The following is a 16,669-nucleotide window of genomic DNA, read 5'->3' as shown; positions in this document are numbered from 1 at the left end:
CAATAAGGAGGTAACACTATGTCATTGACGGGTGGTTTGGAATGGGTACCAAGAGAAGACGGAAAAAAGGATCACTTGCTCCATACAGATGTGCACTGGGGAACGGAAGCTCCCTGCACCGTGTATGAGAAGAAACCTATCGTCGATCCCAAGACGGGGAAGGAAGTGGACGGCCTTTATACGGCCTGGATCCGCCTGAACAACCCCAGGCAGTACAACTCCTACACCACGGAAATGGTAAAGGGCGTCATCGCCGGCTTTGAAAACGCCTCCCTGGACAGGAGCGTCGTGGCGGTGGTTTTCACCGGCACCGGTCCCTATGCCTTCTGCACGGGTGGAAACACCAAGGAATACAGCGAGTATTACAGCATGAGGCCGGATGAGTACGGGCAGTACATGGAGCTGTTCAACCACATGGTGGATTCCATCCTGATGTGCAAGAAGCCGGTCATCTGCCGGGTTAACGGAATGAGGGTGGCCGGCGGCCAGGAGATCGGAATGGCTTGCGATATCGCCATCTCTTCGGATCTGGCCATCTTCGGCCAGGCAGGACCCAGACACGGTTCCGCGCCGGACGGCGGTTCCTCCGACTTCCTGCCCTGGTTCCTCAACATGGAAGATGCTATGTGGAACTGCGTCTCTTGCGAGATGTGGTCGGCTTACAAGATGAAGGCCAAGAACCTCATCAGCAAGGTGGTGCCCGTCCTCAAGATCGACGGCAAGTGGGTGCGCAATCCTACGGTGGAGACCGAGACCTACGTCAGGGACGGCGAGATCGTGTACGGCGAATTCAAGACCGGCGAGGCCTTCAAGGAAGGCAGGGCCATCTTGAAGGAGTACCAGGACAAGGCCGATTTCGAACTGCTTGACAGGGAAGTGGACAAGATCGTGTGGACCTTCACCAACCTCTTCCCCGGGTGCCTGATCAAGTCCATCGACTCGGTCCGGGCCAAGAAGAAATTCTTCTGGGATTACTCCAAAAACTACAACAGGCACTGGCTGGCGGCCAACATGGCCGGGGAGGCCTTCCTTGGGTTCGCGGCCTTCAACACCAAAAAGATCACCGGCATGGACACCATCGACTTCATCAAGTTCCGCCAGAACATCGCAGACTGCAAGATCTGGGACTACAATATGTATGCAGAGGTGCTTGGGAAACCTCAGAAGTAGTCCGGGTGGTCTCTTTTCTGTGTTTGACCATGGCAGGCAGGGCCGGAACGGCAGGCCCGCCTGCCCTTTTTGTTTGATGGAAAGGAGTGGATAGGTCATGGGATACGAACACATCGAGGTCGAATTGAAGGACGGGCTGGGGACCATCACCCTCAACAGGCCCCCTGTTAATGTCCTGAATATCGCCATGATGAACGAGATCAACGGGGTCCTTGAATCCTGGCAGGGGCAGAAAGACCTGAAGATCGTACTTTTCAACGCCAAGGGCAAGTGTTTCTCCGCGGGCGTGGACGTCGGCGAGCATATGGGCGATTTGGCCCCTAAGATGATCGAGGCCTTTCACAAGATGTTCCGGCTGATGGACAGGCTGGGGATCCCCACTGTGGCATCCGTGTTCAGCTCGTGCCTGGGAGGCGGGTGCGAATTGGCTGTATTCTGCGACTTGGTTATCGCCGAAGAAGGTGCCAAGTTCGGCCAGCCCGAGATCCAGGTGGGGGTGTTTCCCCCTATCGCCGCCCATATCATGCCCCGGATCATGGGGCGTAAGGCGGCCATGGATCTTATCCTGAGCGGCAGGATTATCTCGGCGGAGGAGGCCAGGGCCATGGGGCTGGTCAACAAGGTGGTTTCAAAGGAGGAACTGGAATCAGCAACCGAGGAATTCATCAAACCATATCTCGGCCTGAGCGCGGAGGTCTTGAGGAAAACCAAGAAGGCGATCATGGTCGGGTTGATGGACGACCTGGAGCCCTCGCTCCAGGCCATCGAGAAGATTTACCTGGACGAACTAATGACCAGCCACGATGCAATGGAAGGATTGAAGGCCTTCCTGGAAAAACGAAAGCCGGTCTGGAAGAACGAATAAAGGAATCCTTTTTCTAACCGAATATAAATCTATTGCGGCCCCTCGTCTCCCCTTGCCGGGGAGAAGGGGGGCTGTTTTTATTTCAGGATCAGTCGGAACTTCACTTGACCCTTGAGCGGATGAAATCGATGATCGTGGTGGTGGGAGTGCCGGGGCCGAAGATCTCGGCTATCCCACAGGCCTTGAGGGCAGGAACATCCTCCTCCGGTATGATTCCTCCTCCCAGGACAAGGATATCGTCGGCACCCCTTTCCCGAAGCAATTCCATAACCTTGGGGAAGAGATAGTCATGGGCACCGGAGAGGATGCTCAGGGCGATCACGTCCACGTCCTCCTGGATAGCGGCCTCCACGATTTGCTTGGGGGTTTGTCGGAGTCCCGTGTAGATGACCTCCATGCCCGCATCCATGAGCGCGCTGGCAATGACCTTGATCCCCCTGTCATGACCGTCAAGTCCGGGCTTTGCAGCCAGTACACGGATTTTTCTGTGGTTGTTCACCTTGTCACCTCCGTGATTCTTGAGAAAAAGATAGGTTTTCAACCTTTCCTGTTCGAGGAAAAAAAGGGTATTACTTCATGGACGGATCTGTCCCCCATTTTACCGGATGCCGTGGCATGAAATCATGACTACACCTTGAGTCGGGGGAAGGCTAGGCAAAGGGAGAGACCTGGCGATACTCGCCGAAGACCTCTCTCAAGACGCTGCACATTTCCCCCAAGGTAGCATAGGCCCTTACGGCCTCCAGGATAGGGAACATCAGGTTTTCGGTTCCCCCGGCGGCCCTTCTCAGGTCCTTCAGGCATTGCCGTACCCTTCTGCTGTCTCTTTTGGATCTAAGGCTTTCAAGCCTTTCCATTTGAGCTGTTCGGACCGCAGGATTCACCCTGAGAAGGCGCCCCGGCCTTTCCTCGTCGCTCAAGTAGCGGTTCAGTCCCACGACGATCCGTTCCTCCTTTTCGATTTCCTTTTGATAGCGATAGGCACTCTCCTGAATCTCTTTCTGGATGAAACCCTTCTCAACGGCACTCACGGCCCCGCCTATTTCATCAATTTTCCGGATGTACTCCTCGGCTCTCCGGCAGATTTCATCCGTTAGGGTCTCGATGTAATAGGAACCGCCAAGGGGATCGACTGTGTCCGCTACCCCGGTCTCGTGGGCGATGATTTGCTGGGTCCGGAGGGCGATTCGAACGGCCTCTTCCGACGGGAGGCAGAGGGCCTCGTCCATGGAATTGGTATGGAGGGACTGGGTGCCGCCCAGAACGGCAGCCAGGGCCTGAAAGGCCACCCTCACGATGTTGTTCTGGGGCTGCTGAGCGGTGAGTGTGCAACCGGCGGTCTGGGTGTGAAACCGGATCATCATGGACCTGGGGTTCTTGGCCCCGAACCGTTCCTTCATGATCCGGCTCCACAGGCGCCTGGCGGCCCTGAATTTGGCCACCTCTTCGAAGAAGTCGAGGTGAGCGTTGAAGAAGAAAGAAAGTCGGGGGCCGAAGGCGTCGACATCGAGTCCGGCATCGAGGGCCGCCTGAACGTAAGCGATGCCGTTGGCCAAGGTGAAGGCCACCTCCTGGACGGCTGTGGATCCGGCCTCACGGATATGGTACCCGCTTATGCTGATAGTGTTCCACAGGGGGACTTTCTCAGAGCAGAAAGCGAACACGTCCGTAATTAGACGCATGCTGGGCTTGGGGGGAAAGATATAAGTTCCCCTTGAACTGTATTCCTTCAGAATGTCGTTCTGGATCGTCCCCCTGAGCTTTTCCGGATTCACCCCCTGCTTTTCAGCGACCGCGATATACATGGCCAGGAGGATTGAAGCAGGAGCATTGATGGTCATGGAGGTGCTCACCTTGTCCAGGGGAATGCCGTCAAAGAGGACCTCCATGTCTTCCAAGGAATCGATGGCGACCCCCACCTTGCCGACCTCGCCGATGGCCATTTCGTGGTCTGAATCGTAGCCGATCTGGGTTGGGAGGTCGAAGGCCACGGAGAGGCCAGTCTGCCCTTGTTCCAAGAGAAAGCGAAATCTCCGGTTGGATTCCTCGGCCGTGGCGAATCCTGCATATTGTCGCATGGTCCAGTAACGGCCTCTGTACATGGTCGGCTGGACACCTCGGGTGAAAGGAAATTCTCCCGGGAAACCCAGCCCGGAGAGATAGTCAAGGTCCCGGGTATCGAGGGGAGAATAAAGTCGCTTGACAGGGATACCGGAAGTGTTTAAAAATATTTTTTTCCTTTCCGGATACTTGGCCAGTTTTTTTTCGACGCCTTCGTTCCAAGCGTCCTGCCTGGCCTGTAATCGTTTGAAATCGTTCTTTTCAGTCATTTTTGTCCCCCATGAAGGTTGATAGCGGGCGCGCGGGGTTTTTTCTTCCCCTCGCGCTCCATCGAGTAGGTGTGAATTCCCTGGTTCAAGACAGGGATCAGGTTTCCGGTGTTGGTGCTTTTAGCTTTAAAATACTGTATGGGTGAATTTTTATTATTGACAAAGACTGGTAGCTCAATTATGGCTACAATGTAACTGATTTCCATCCATAAATGGCTCTTTTTTCATAATCTTCCGCCTTGGTTACAGCTACGGCGTGACAAGGGGAGCCGATGTGCGGGATTAGTTGTGCGATGCTCCAAAGCACGTCTCCGCGCTTTGTTTGGTCTCCCGCCTTTGGGCAGGCCGCGGGTTTCCTTGATCTTGCAAAAAAAACAGATCCTTTCTGGATTAAAAACCCGGCCGGTGCCCAAAATACATTTGTGGATGGACACTACTAATTAATATCAGGCAATCGGCCTGTTTCTCAAGATCGTTCTGAAAAACGGGAGCATCGTATAGTTGCAACCGGGAATGGTCGGCGAGGCCTGCTGAATTCCGTAAACAAGAGAGTAGGCCCCTGAAGACTCCCCGGGGAAAAAGGGTAATGTCCATTTCAATCAGTCGGGGCAGAGAGTCCTTCAGGCCCCTAATCTTTTGAAAACCTGGAACGGGAGTACGGGAACATGAATGCCAATGAAATTCTGGACATGTTGTCGGGCATCATCTACACCACTGGAGTAATGAATTTCAGTTTCAAGCTGGTCATCATGTGGGGAGTCGGGTGTTTTTTTATGTACCTGGCCATTGCCAAGAAATATGAGCCGCTTCTCCTCCTTCCCATTGGATTCGGGATCTTCATCGTCAATTTTCCATTGGTTCCCCTCATGGGATGGTCCGATGGCCACGGAGAGCTGTTGCGTATCTTCTATCATTACGGGCTCGAATGGGAGGTCATCCCCTGTATCATTTTTCTGGGATTGGGGGCCATGACGGATTTCGGGCCCCTCATCGCCAATCCCAAGACCCTGTTGATCGGGGCAGGGGCCCAGCTCGGGGTCTTCGTTACCTTCACCGGTACAGTCCTTGCCGGTTTCACTCTTAAGGAGGCGGCTTCCGTGGGAATCATCGGTGGGGCCGACGGTCCTACGACTATCTACCTGACGCAGCATCTCGCCCCGCAGTTGTTGGGGCCGAATGCCTTGGCCGCCTATTCTTACATGGCCATGGTACCCCTTATTCAGCCGGGTATCATGAAGCTCATGACGACCGCCGAGGAGAGAAAGATCAGGATGCGGCAGCTCAGGCCTGTATCGAAGCAGGAAAAGATGCTCTTTCCCCTGGTGACCGCCGGAATTATCACCCTCCTCGTTCCCTCGGTCACCCCTCTGATGGGCATGTTCATGCTGGGTAACCTGATGAAAGAGAGCGGTGCGGTGGCGCGCCTTACAGAAACAGCCCAAGGGGCCCTCATGAATATCGTTACCATATTCTTGGGCATCTCTGTAGGGGCTACAATGCATGCGGATAACTTCCTTAGCTGGAAACCGCTGTTCATCTTCGGTCTGGGTCTCATCGATTTCGCAGTCTGCACGGTCGGCGGCATACTCACGGTGAAGATCATGAACCTCTTCTTGAAAGAGAAGATCAATCCCCTTATCGGGTCTGCCGGCGTTTCGGCGGTTCCAATGGCAGCGCGGGTCTCCCAGGTGCAAGGGCTTCGTTACGATAAGACCAATCACCTGCTGATGCATGCCATCGGCCCGAATTTGGCCGGCGTAATCGGTTCGGCGGCGGCCGCCGGGATGTTTATCGCAATGTTCGACTAGGGCAAACCCGTTAAGAAGAAACGCAGGGGGATAAAAAATGAAGAAAATATTGCTGGTGATGGTTTCATTGGTTTTCTTTGGGGCCGGTCCGGGCATTTGTGGGGAAAGTTTCCTGGATGTTCCGTTGGTTCCTGGGGGCAAGCTGATCAAGAAGACGGATAAGCGCCTCGAAATGACAGTTCCCATGACCCATAACGAGGTCCTAAAATTTTATAAAGACGCCTTTAAAAAGCTGAAAGACATCAAAATTCGGGATTGGAAGGATGCCACTTATATCGAGGATGATTCCAACTTGAAGTGGCACTCCGTAACCATCTCCAAGGAGCCGGTCGATGGAGGTACCCGCATAGTCATCATGAAGGACAATTGGACCTGGATTATCGGGACTCTGATCCTGCGATTCGTGGGTGTTTTCGTGGTCCTTTTGGTTTTATTCCTGGCTATGTCCATCGCGGGAAGTATTATCTCCCGCTCCGTAAAGAAGGCCGAGGCCGTGAAAAAGACGGCCGCTTAACGCCCGGGGTGGGGGCGTTTTTCAAAGGTCTCTCTTCAGCGCTCCTCCCGTGGACCTGGACGTCAAACTACCGGGATACAAAAACCTCTTCTCCCCGTGGGGGGAAGGGGTTTTTTATACCTGAAGCTTGCTACATGGGGGAATGGCGGGTGAGCGCGCCGAAGCCCTTTTGCGCGAAAGCGGTATTGACTCTGTCGCCATTCCGCTTAAGATACTACCTCGCTGCTTGGAGCGGGGAGCTTCATTAGAGTGGGATGTTCCCGTGTCTCCGCTCCGGTATGGATTCCCTCTTGTTCTTGAGCATCATGAGGGCCTTGATGAGCAAGGGGCGCGTTTTTTCGGGGAGGATCACCTGGTCGATATAACCCAGTTCCGCTGCCTTGAAAACGGTGGAAAAGTTGTTCCTGTATTCGTTGATCAGGCGTTCCCTGGTGCCTTCCGGATCATCGGCCTCTGCAATTTCCTTCCGGAAGATAATGTTCACGGCCCCCCTGGCACCCATGACTGCAATCTCAGCAGAAGGGAAGGCGTAGTTGATATCTCCGCCGTGGTGCTTGCTGGACATGACATCATAGGCCCCGCCGTAAGCCTTCCTGGTGATTACGGTGATCTTGGGAACGGTGGCTTCACAGTAAGCATAGATGATTTTCGCCCCGTGTTTGATGATGCCGCCGTACTCCTGTTGAACCCCGGGAAGGAAGCCGGGGACGTCCACAAAGGTAATCAGTGGGATATTGAAGCAATCACAAAAACGCACGAAGCGAGAGCATTTCAAGGAAGCATCGATGTCCAGGCAGCCGGCTAGGAACTTCGGCTGGTTCGCCACGATTCCCACCACATGCCCATTCAGGCGACCGAACCCGATGATCATATTCCTGGCATAACGTTCTTGGATTTCCAGAAAGGAGTCCCGGTCAAGGACGGATCGAATAATGACTTTCATGTCATAGGGCAATCTTCGATTGTCAGGGACAATGGAGTTAAGGGATTCGTCCGTCCGGTCAGGGCTGTCGGTGCAAGGAACCACCGGCGGCTTTTCCCGGTAATTGGAGGGAAGGTAACTCAGGAGTTCCCTGACCCTGGCAAGGGCGGCCTGGTCGGAATCCTCGGCGAAATGGGCCACTCCACTCTTGGTGTTGTGGGTGAGGGCCCCCCCAAGCTCTTCCGGGGTCACCTCTTCGGCCGTGACCTCCTTGATGACCTGGGGGCCGGTAATGAACATGTTACTGGTCTTCTTGACCATGATAATGAAGTCCGTAAGCGCCGGAGAGTATACGGCTCCCCCAGCACACGGACCCATGATCACGGAGATCTGTGGAACGACACCTGAGGCCCAGACGTTCCGTTTAAAGATCTCTCCATAGCTTCCCAGGCTGACGACCCCTTCCTGGATCCTGGCTCCTCCCGAATCATTGAGGCCGATGACAGGGGCCCCGCTCTTAAGGGCCAGGTCCATGATCTTGCAGATCTTTTCCCCGAAGGGGCCACTCAAGGAACCGCCGAAGACAGTGAAATCCTGAGAAAAGACGAACACGTTGCGCCCGTCGATCGTGCCGTAACCCGTTACCACACCGTCCCCGGGGATCTTCTTTTTTTCCATCCCGAAGTCATGGCAGCGGTGCACCACGAATTTGTCTATCTCTTGGAAGCTGCCCTTGTCCAGGAGCGCATCAATCCGCTCCCGAGCTGTCATTTTGCCCTTGGCATGTTGTTGTTCTATGCGGGCCTGTCCACCGCCCAGTTCCGCCTGGAGGTTTCTTTTCTCCAGTTCCTCGATCCTTTCCCGAATGGACATCGGGGAGCCTCCAAGAAACAGGTTTTTGACGAGCCGGTATATAAAATTTGGATCGAACTATTCCAGGACGATGAGAACCGCCTCGGCTTCGACGGCATCTCCCTTGTTACACTTGATTTCCTTCACGGTCCCGGATGCCGTCGCGACAACCGGCAATTCCATCTTCATGGCTTCAAGTATCAGTACTTCGTCGCCTTCATTGACCGTATCACCCACGTTCACCTTGACATCCAGCACTTTCCCACCCATGGGAGCTGTAACTTCACTCACAACAAAATCCTCCTTTGCTGATAAAATAGAGACGTAAGCGCTCCTTATATCACTGAACGAGGTTCAATTGTCAAGAAGAAATGATCCAGAGCTCGGAAACAAAGAAGTCTCCGGGCGGGAGAGAGACAAGTCACAAGGCCTGAGGGTTGGGGATAACCATCCTTGACATTAAAAACATATTTGTATATTATGTAAAATTTAGTTTCCAATGTCAGAAATTTCCGATGGGTGGGGTAAAAGCCAATGCCTTTGGCCTGCAGGAAGGGCCTGAGGAGGAATACAAATGCCGGTATATCTGTGGGTCGCGGAAACTAAGAAGGGAAGAAAATTAAAAGGAGAAATCGAGGCCGCCAACGAGAAAATCGCGCTCAGTCAACTGAAAAAGCGCAATTTCACCGTCAAAAAACTGAAACCGAAACCAAAGGATCTCTTTGAGAATATCTCTTTTCTCCAACCGAAGGTCACGACAAAAGACCTGGTCATTTTCACCCGCCAGTTTTCGACCATGATCGATGCAGGCCTTCCACTTGTTCAAGGGCTTTCTATCTTGGCGGAACAGGCGGAGAATTCCACCTTTAAGAAAATATTGAAAGAGATTACAAGGGATGTGGAAAGTGGAACCACCCTTGCTGATGCCATGCGGAAGCATCCCCAGGTGTTCGATGATCTTTATGTCAACCTTGTGGCGGCGGGTGAACTGGGTGGAATCCTGGATACGATCCTCCGCAGACTGGCTGAATATATTGAAAAGGCCCAAAAACTCAAAGGCCAGATCAAGGGGGCTATGACCTATCCGATCGTGGTCATGGCGATCGCCATTATCGTAATCGCGGTTATCCTCATCTTCGTGATACCTGTTTTTGAAGACATGTTCTCCAGTTTCGGAGCAGGCCTGCCCGCCCCTACACAGCTTGTGGTGAACATGAGCCGCTTCGTCAAGAGCAATGTGATTTGGCTGATTTTGGCCATCGCAGCCCTTATTTACGGTTTTAAGAGGTACCGGGCCACCAAGTCAGGGCGGAAGGTCACGGACGCTCTTGCCCTGAAACTCCCCATTTTCGGGGTGCTCCTTAAAAAGGTGGCCGTGGCCCGGTTTACGAGAACCCTGGGAACCATGATTTCCAGCGGGGTTCCGATCCTGGACGCCCTGGATATCGTGGCAAGGACCTCTGGAAACGTGGTCCTTGAGGAGATCATCCTCGAGGTGCGAGGAAGCATCGCGGAGGGTCAGACAATCGCGGAGCCCCTCTCTGAAAACGACATTTTCCCCGGCATGGTGATCCAGATGATTTCCGTGGGGGAGGCGACCGGCGCCCTGGATACCATGCTCGGCAAAATCGCCGATTTCTATGACGACGAGGTGGACGCCGCGGTAGCCGCCTTGACCTCCATGCTGGAACCTCTTCTCATGGTTTTCCTGGGCGGTTCAATCGGAGGACTGGTGATCGCCATGTACCTGCCCATTTTCCAGATGGCCGCGGCAATGGGTTAGTCGCCGGTGCAATGGGCGATACAGCGCCAAACACTACTCGATTGGAGATTGCGAGGCGTCTTCAAAAACTGATGTTTTTGAGGGTGCTTTTCGTCACCCTCCTGTTGGGTGCCTCCATCTTCCTGCAGATCAGGCAGACCCAGACTTATTTCGGCCCCATCCAGGCCTCCCATTATTTTCTCATCGTAGTCATTTATTTTCTCACCTTCTGGTACATTCTTTTCCTGAAGCGCCTGCGCTCCCTCGTCAGGCTGGCCTATGTCCAGCTCCTGGTCGATACCGGGCTGGTGACCGCGATAATTTACACCACCGGGGGCATGGACAGCATCTTCTCTTTTCTCTATATCCTAACCATCATCAATGCCTGCATGCTTCTGTACAGGAGAGGAGGTCTCATCATCGCAACGGCCAGCAGCCTTCTCTACGGGCTCCTCCTCGCCCTCCATTATTACGAAATCATCCATCCTTTTGGAAGTCGGATGGTTTCCCCCCCTGCCTACCTGGAAGGGGAGATTTTCTATTCCATTCTCGTCAATTCCGCCGCATTTTACCTTGTGGCATTCCTGGCCAGCTTCCTCTCCGAGCAGGTGAGAAAAGGCAGTGTCGAATTAAAGGCCCGGCAGAATGATATCCTTAAGTTGGAGGCCCTCAATGAAAGAATTATCCGCAGCATCACCTCGGGTCTGATCACGCTGAATCACCGGGGGAGGGTGATCCTTTTCAATCCTGCTGCGGAGGCCATTTTCGGCATTTCGGCAAGGGAATCCATCGGGCGTCCCGTCAGGGATGTTCTGCCTGTTCTGGGAGATCTTCTGAATGAGGAAACCCGCCGGAGCGATTCCGAAACTTCTTTTACTCCCGGCTTCATCGATTTCCCCTTCAAGAGAAAGGACGGAGAAGAAAGGTTCCTTCGCCTCTCCGTTTCCACATTTCACCTCTCCGAGGCAGGCGAGGTGGGGCGGATCCTGGTCATCCAGGACATGACTGAGATCCGCAAGATCGAGGACGAGATGAAGAGGGTGGAGGGCCTTGCCATGGTCGGAGAATTGGCGGCCGGCATTGCCCATGAGATCAGAAACCCGATGGCCTCCATCAGCGGCTCCGTCCAGATGCTTAAGGAAGAGATGGGGCGGGACAGCATCCATCAACGGCTGATGGATATCGTCTTGAGGGAAATCAACCGGCTCAATTCCCTGGTCAGTGATTTTCTCCTCTTCGCAAGGCCGAGACCCGCCAATTTTCGACGCCTGGACCTGAATCAGTTGATCCTGGAATCCCTTGAGCTTTTTCGAAACACCGAGAGATGGCAGGATCATGTCCAGGTGAAAACCGAACTGACAGAGCCCCTGAGTATCGAGTCGGATCCCGAACAGATCAAGCAGGTCCTCTGGAATCTTTATTTGAATGCGGTGGAGGCCATGCCCAAGGGCGGAACCATTCTCGTCCGAACGGGGAAGACCGTCACAGAAAACCCCTCCTCGGGTCACCGGGAGATGGCGGAAATCGTGATCCGGGACACGGGAGAGGGTTTCAGGGAAGAGGCCCTTGAGAATCTCTTCACCCCCTTCTATACGACAAAGGCGAAGGGTTCAGGACTCGGACTGGCCATCGTCAAGCGGATCGTGGAGGGCCTGAAGGGGGAAGTCCACGGGAAAAACCACCCCGGGGGGGGTGCTGAGGTGATCATCCGCCTCCCCTTCACCGTCTCCAAACTTTCCTGATAAAAGCGCCCTGCCAGTCTCCGGAACCTGACCATTCCCGGATACCTTGAGGCTTATGCAAAAGCGGGCGTTTTGCAAGGATCTCCTTTTGGGATCGGAGGATGGGCCTCGATTCAAGGCAAAGTCTGTTTCATGATTTGAGAGTAGGACGCAGTGTGGTACATTCTCCGCTTACCAAGAAAGGATTCGGATAAATGAATTTCCTGGAGCAGAGTTGGTTCTCTTCGATCACCCGGCCCAGCAGGTACCTGGGGAACGAAATCCATTCCGTTCGAAAAGATCCCGATTCCGTTGAACTGTCCGTGGCCTTGGCGTTTCCCGATGTGTACGAGGTGGGAATGTCCCACATGGGATTGAGGATCCTTTATCATATCCTAAACGGGTACGAGTGGTTGGCCTGTGAGAGGGTGTTTTGCCCGTGGATCGACCTTGAGGAGGAGCTGAGGGAACGGGATATCCCCTTATGCACCCTGGAGACCGGGCGTCCCCTGTTCGTCTTTGACATCCTGGGATTCAGCCTTCAGCATGAGCTCTCCTTTTCCAACGTCCTCACCATGCTGGACCTGGCCCGGATTCCCTTCTTCACAAAAGACCGGGAAAAACCCTTCCCTTTGGTCATCGCGGGGGGGCCGGCCTGCTTCAACCCCGAGCCGGTAGCCCATTTGTTTGACGCAGTACTCATCGGGGACGGAGAGGAAGCGTTTCCAGAGATCTGTGAGAGAGTCAGGGAGGCGAAAAAGTCCGGGGTCAGGAGTAAAGAGGAAATCCTCGAGGCCCTGAGAGGGATCCAGGGACTTTACGTCCCTTCTTTCTTCCGGATTCATTACCGTCAGGGCGGAACCGTCCGCCGTATCGAATCGGCAGTCCCCGGACTCGAAAAGGTACGAAAGGCCCTGGTCCCGGACCTTAACCGCCATCCCTTCCCCGTTGCCCAGGTCGTTCCCTTCACCTCCCTGGTCCATGACCGGCTGGCGATCGAGATCGCGAGGGGTTGCACCCGCGGATGCCGGTTTTGCCAGGCGGGGATGATCTATCGTCCCGTTCGGGAGAGGGAGCCCGGCAAGATTTTGGAATGTGCGGAGAAGGCACTTCGACTGACAGGATTCGAGGAAGTCTCACTGCTTTCCCTGAGTACCGGGGACTATTGTTCCATCGGACCTCTCCTCAAGGCCCTTATGGATCAGCAATCGAGCTTCAAGGTGGCGGTGAGCTTCCCTTCTCTTAGGGTGGACAGCTTGGACCCCCAATGGCTCGAAGAGATCAAGCGGGTCAGGAAGACAGGGTTCACCCTGGCGCCCGAGGCCGGGAACGATCGCATGCGCCGCATCATCAACAAGGGCCTTTCCACCCAGGAGATTCTCGACACGGCCCGGGAGGTCTACCGGGCGGGGTGGCGCCTGATCAAGCTGTACTTCATGGTCGGGTTGCCCGGAGAGGAAGAGGAAGACGTTGAGGATATCATTCGCCTCTCAAGGGAGGTCCTTGGGATGGCCAGGGGCAAGGGGAAAAAGACGCAATTGAACATCAGTATCGCCCTTTTCGTGCCGAAATCACACACCCCGTTCATGTGGGTCCCCCAGATTTCCTTGGAGGAAGGGAGAAGGCGCATCGAAATGGTCCAGCGGGCCTTTAAGCGCGAGCGAAGGGTTAGGGTTAAGTGGAATCAACCCGATATGAGCTGGCTGGAAGGAATCTTTTCCCGGGGAGACAGGAGGCTCACGGAGGTCCTGGTTTCGGCCTGGCGTTCAGGGGCCCGATTCGACGCCTGGGGAGAACATTTCAAAAGGGAGGTGTGGGAGAAGGCCGTGGAGGCAGCAGGCCTTGACCCGGATTTCTACCTTTACCGGGAGAGGGCCATGGACGAAGTCTTCCCCTGGGAACATATTCAAACCGGAGTGAAAAGGGGGTTTCTCGAAAGAGAATACAAGAGGGCCCTCCAGGAACTGGGAACGCCGGATTGCCGCTCAAGTTGCCTGGAATGCGGGGTATGCGATCACGAGCGGGTGGACCCCATTCTCTTTCCGAACTGGACTCCCTCTCTCCACGAAGAAAGGGCAGTCCGGGAGCGGCCCGGTTTTGTCCCAAAGAGTTATCGGATCACCTTTTCCAAGACGGACGAGGCCAGGTTCCTGAGTCACCTGGAACTGGTGAGGCTCTTCACAAGGGCATTCAAGAGAGCGGGAATTGAAATGGCTTACTCCCAGGGCTATCATCCCATGCCGAAAATATCATTTACTACCGCACTTCCCGTGGGAACGGAGAGCCTGCATGAAACCGTAGTGATCCATTGCATGGACGACAAGATGTGCGACCCGGAAGCGAGAGATAGGATTCAGGGGCAGCTTCCTGCCGGTGTGAAAATCCTGGGAATCGAGGAGATCACGGGATTGAAGAAACGGGAACGGCTCAAGGAGAGTCACTATGTGGTAACCACCGAAGGGTGGAAAATCAATGAATTGGATCTTCGTCATTTCATGGAACAGGATCGTTTCCTGGTGAAGAAAAAAGGTCTCAAAGGAGATAGGATGGTGGATGCAAGGAAAGTGGTGGATTCCTTGCAGTGGATCGGCTCGAACTGCATGAAGATGGTGATCCGTCATACGGAGGGGCCGGAACTCAAACCTGTAGAGATTCTGAAAGAGGTCCTGCGCCTTTCAGATAAAGACCTCAGGAAAATAAAGATATTGAAGACGAGACAAGTCATGGGTTAATATCGGAGGCTGGCTGCTTGACCGGGCCGCCCCACGGGAGGAAGGATGACGATCGTTCGATGCCCAGTGAACTCGTAATCAATACAAGACCCCATGAAACTCGGGTCGCCCTTGTGGAAAACGGGGTCGTGGCCGAACTTTACATCGAAAGAAAGACCGGCCAGGAACTCATGGGAAATATCTACCGGGGAAAGGTGGTCCGGGTCTTGCCGGGAATGCAGGCCGCCTTCGTGGATATCGGGCTGGAGCGAAGTGCCTTCCTTTACGTGTCAGACGTATACAAGGATTTCCTCGACATCGAACGGAGCATGCTCCAGGGTGATGGATTCAACGAGGAATCCCCTCACCAGGATCCCCTCCACAAGGCCTCTGATACCCTGGCCGGTATCTCCTTCAACATCGAGGATCTTCTTTGTGAAGGGCAGGACATCATGGTCCAAATAGCCAAGGAGCCCATCGGAACAAAGGGGGCCAGACTTACCTCTCACATCTCCCTTCCCGGCAGGCACCTCGTCTTGATGCCTACGGTCAACCACGTGGGGGTTTCCAGGCGGATCGAAGACCAGGAGGAAAGGGAAAGACTCAGGCGTCTCGTACATGAAATCCGTCCCAACCATCTCGGATTTATCGTCAGGACGGTCAGCGAGGGTGCCGACCGGAAGAAATTGAAATCCGAAATGGACTTCCTCTTGAAACTCTGGGCAGATATCCAGGAAAGGATGTCGAAACAGACCGCTCCCGGCTTGATTTACAAGGATTTGTCCATTTCCCTGAGGGCCGTGAGGGACCTGTTCACTTACGAGGTAGATCGATTGATCATCGATTCCAGGGAGGAGTACGATGCCGTCATGGACTTCATTGAGACCTTCGCCCCAAGGCTGAGGTATTCAGTGGAGCTATACGAGGGAGAGGAGCCCGTGTTTGACTCCTTCGGCATAGAAATGGAGATCTCTCGGGCACTTGAAAAGAAAATATGGTTGAAATCAGGAGGATATATCGTAATTGAATTGACGGAGGCCCTCACGGCCGTCGATGTGAATACCGGGAGCTACGTGGGGAAAAGGAACCTGGAAGAGACCATCCTGAAGACGAACCTCGAGGCGGTGAAAGAAATCGCCTATCAATTGCGGTTGAGGAATATCGGTGGATTGATCGTGATTGATTTCATCGACATGGAAAAGCCCACGGATCGGGAGAAGGTCTTCATGGCTTTGAAGGGGGCCTTGAGCAAGGACAAGGCCAAGACCCATATCCTCAAAATGTCGGAGCTGGGGCTGATCGAAATGACCCGGAAACGGACCCGTGAAAACCTGAATCGACTGCTCACCGAGCCCTGCTGGTATTGCGAAGGAAGGGGGGTGCTGAAATCCAAGCGGACGATTTGTTATGAGATATTTCGGGACCTGGAACGTGAGAATACGTGCCGGGAGCTTGGTGACAAGATCGTGGTGGAGGTGAATCCGGAGATCGACCATGTTCTCAAGGAAGAGGAGCAGGAATCGATCCTGGATCTCGAAAGGCGGCTTGGCAGGCGGATCGTTATCCTCCCCAGGGATCACCTCCATATGGAACAATACGAAATCAGTGACTGAGGGATGGCTGATCCCGTGTATCACACTTGAGTTTCAAAAACCCTTTCTTCTACTCCCCCTCTTTTCCCCCAAAAAAACCCACCCCCCGGTTTCCAACCACTGCTTTTTTGTGCACCAGAGGACAATATAATTCCTAAAGATCCCTATGCCCCTGGGATAAAATCTAGTGAGCGCCTAACCATAAATGGCCCCTTTTTTCCCATCTTCCGCCTTCGTCACGGCTACGGGACGACAAGCAGCGGGATTTCCCTTGTAAGGTGTACCGCAGATATGCATTTTTGTAATTCGTGCCCATCCATAAATGGCCCTTTTGCCCAATCTCTGCGTCAGGCTCAGATTTTAATCCTCGAAATACTTCAATGTATTCCTGTGGTTAAAATCTTCGCCTTCCTTGACCTTGA

Annotated in this window: 12 protein-coding genes; 8 read left to right on the top strand and 4 right to left on the bottom strand. The window is 53.9% G+C overall.

Annotated elements, in window-relative coordinates:
* Nucleotides 1-18: 18 nt before the first annotated feature.
* Nucleotides 19-1,170 (top strand): 6-oxocyclohex-1-ene-1-carbonyl-CoA hydratase, encoded by a 1,152-nt coding sequence (gene oah / locus JRF57_03845; protein ID MBW2302829.1) that lies wholly within the window; start codon nucleotides 19-21, stop codon nucleotides 1,168-1,170.
* Between the two features lie 97 nt (nucleotides 1,171-1,267).
* On the top strand, nucleotides 1,268-2,035 hold the full coding sequence (locus JRF57_03840) for an enoyl-CoA hydratase/isomerase family protein (GenBank protein MBW2302828.1): 768 nt from the start codon (nucleotides 1,268-1,270) through the stop codon (nucleotides 2,033-2,035).
* Between the two features lie 100 nt (nucleotides 2,036-2,135).
* Here the strand turns inward: JRF57_03840 and JRF57_03835 are convergent, their stop codons facing one another.
* Both JRF57_03835 and JRF57_03830 read right to left on the bottom strand, forming a co-directional pair.
* Entirely contained in the window at nucleotides 2,136-2,534 is a 399-nt protein-coding gene (locus tag JRF57_03835) for a cobalamin B12-binding domain-containing protein (protein MBW2302827.1), read from the bottom strand.
* Nucleotides 2,535-2,685: 151 nt separating this feature from the next.
* A complete protein-coding gene (locus JRF57_03830; protein ID MBW2302826.1) occupies nucleotides 2,686-4,365 on the bottom strand; it encodes a methylmalonyl-CoA mutase family protein in 1,680 nt (559 codons plus the stop codon).
* 665 nt (nucleotides 4,366-5,030) lie between these two features.
* Between JRF57_03830 and JRF57_03825 the strand changes: the two genes are divergently transcribed.
* A complete protein-coding gene (locus JRF57_03825; protein ID MBW2302825.1) occupies nucleotides 5,031-6,173 on the top strand; it encodes a sodium ion-translocating decarboxylase subunit beta in 1,143 nt (380 codons plus the stop codon).
* Nucleotides 6,174-6,210: 37 nt separating this feature from the next.
* Nucleotides 6,211-6,687 (top strand): hypothetical protein, encoded by a 477-nt coding sequence (locus JRF57_03820; protein MBW2302824.1) that lies wholly within the window; start codon nucleotides 6,211-6,213, stop codon nucleotides 6,685-6,687.
* Between the two features lie 244 nt (nucleotides 6,688-6,931).
* On the opposite strand, the gene JRF57_03815 is transcribed toward JRF57_03820, so the two are convergent.
* Nucleotides 6,932-8,482 carry an acyl-CoA carboxylase subunit beta gene (locus tag JRF57_03815; protein MBW2302823.1) on the bottom strand — a complete coding sequence of 517 codons (1,551 nt, stop codon included), beginning with the start codon at nucleotides 8,480-8,482 and terminating at the stop codon, nucleotides 6,932-6,934.
* 57 nt (nucleotides 8,483-8,539) lie between these two features.
* On the bottom strand, nucleotides 8,540-8,752 hold the full coding sequence (locus tag JRF57_03810; protein ID MBW2302822.1) for an acetyl-CoA carboxylase biotin carboxyl carrier protein subunit: 213 nt from the start codon (nucleotides 8,750-8,752) through the stop codon (nucleotides 8,540-8,542).
* Between the two features lie 283 nt (nucleotides 8,753-9,035).
* On the opposite strand from JRF57_03810, the gene JRF57_03805 reads away from it, so the two are divergent.
* The 4 genes from JRF57_03805 (at nucleotide 9,036) to JRF57_03790 (ending at nucleotide 16,268) form a co-directional block, all read left to right on the top strand.
* On the top strand, nucleotides 9,036-10,244 hold the full coding sequence (locus JRF57_03805) for a type II secretion system F family protein (GenBank protein MBW2302821.1): 1,209 nt from the start codon (nucleotides 9,036-9,038) through the stop codon (nucleotides 10,242-10,244).
* A gap of 11 nt (nucleotides 10,245-10,255) precedes the next feature.
* Nucleotides 10,256-11,965, top strand: a complete 1,710-nt coding sequence (locus JRF57_03800) for a PAS domain S-box protein (GenBank protein ID MBW2302820.1) — start codon at nucleotides 10,256-10,258, stop codon at nucleotides 11,963-11,965.
* A 194-nt stretch (nucleotides 11,966-12,159) separates the two neighbouring features.
* Complete coding sequence (locus JRF57_03795) at nucleotides 12,160-14,676, top strand: TIGR03960 family B12-binding radical SAM protein (GenBank protein ID MBW2302819.1); 2,517 nt, start codon at nucleotides 12,160-12,162, stop codon at nucleotides 14,674-14,676.
* 59 nt (nucleotides 14,677-14,735) lie between these two features.
* Nucleotides 14,736-16,268: an Rne/Rng family ribonuclease gene (locus tag JRF57_03790; protein ID MBW2302818.1), complete on the top strand. Its 1,533-nt coding sequence runs from the start codon at nucleotides 14,736-14,738 to the stop codon at nucleotides 16,266-16,268.
* Nucleotides 16,269-16,669: the final 401 nt, after the last annotated feature.

The organism is Deltaproteobacteria bacterium (assembly GCA_019310525.1).
Classification (GTDB): Bacteria; Desulfobacterota; DSM-4660; order Desulfatiglandales; family HGW-15; genus JAFDEE01.
Note: the sequence above shows the minus strand (reverse complement) of the source record. Positions and strands in the feature narration are given on the sequence as shown.

Excerpts from the sequence above, each read along its gene's own strand:
- JRF57_03815 (MBW2302823.1), bottom strand. The coding sequence starts at position 8,482 with ATGTCCATTCGGGAAAGGATCGAGGAACTGGAGAAAAGAAACCTCCAG.
- JRF57_03825 (MBW2302825.1), top strand. The coding sequence starts at position 5,031 with ATGAATGCCAATGAAATTCTGGACATGTTGTCGGGCATCATCTACACC.
- JRF57_03830 (MBW2302826.1), bottom strand. The coding sequence starts at position 4,365 with ATGACTGAAAAGAACGATTTCAAACGATTACAGGCCAGGCAGGACGCT.
- JRF57_03800 (MBW2302820.1), top strand. The coding sequence starts at position 10,256 with ATGGGCGATACAGCGCCAAACACTACTCGATTGGAGATTGCGAGGCGT.
- JRF57_03820 (MBW2302824.1), top strand. The coding sequence starts at position 6,211 with ATGAAGAAAATATTGCTGGTGATGGTTTCATTGGTTTTCTTTGGGGCC.
- JRF57_03790 (MBW2302818.1), top strand. The coding sequence starts at position 14,736 with ATGCCCAGTGAACTCGTAATCAATACAAGACCCCATGAAACTCGGGTC.
- oah (MBW2302829.1), top strand. The coding sequence starts at position 19 with ATGTCATTGACGGGTGGTTTGGAATGGGTACCAAGAGAAGACGGAAAA.
- JRF57_03840 (MBW2302828.1), top strand. The coding sequence starts at position 1,268 with ATGGGATACGAACACATCGAGGTCGAATTGAAGGACGGGCTGGGGACC.
- JRF57_03795 (MBW2302819.1), top strand. The coding sequence starts at position 12,160 with ATGAATTTCCTGGAGCAGAGTTGGTTCTCTTCGATCACCCGGCCCAGC.
- JRF57_03805 (MBW2302821.1), top strand. The coding sequence starts at position 9,036 with ATGCCGGTATATCTGTGGGTCGCGGAAACTAAGAAGGGAAGAAAATTA.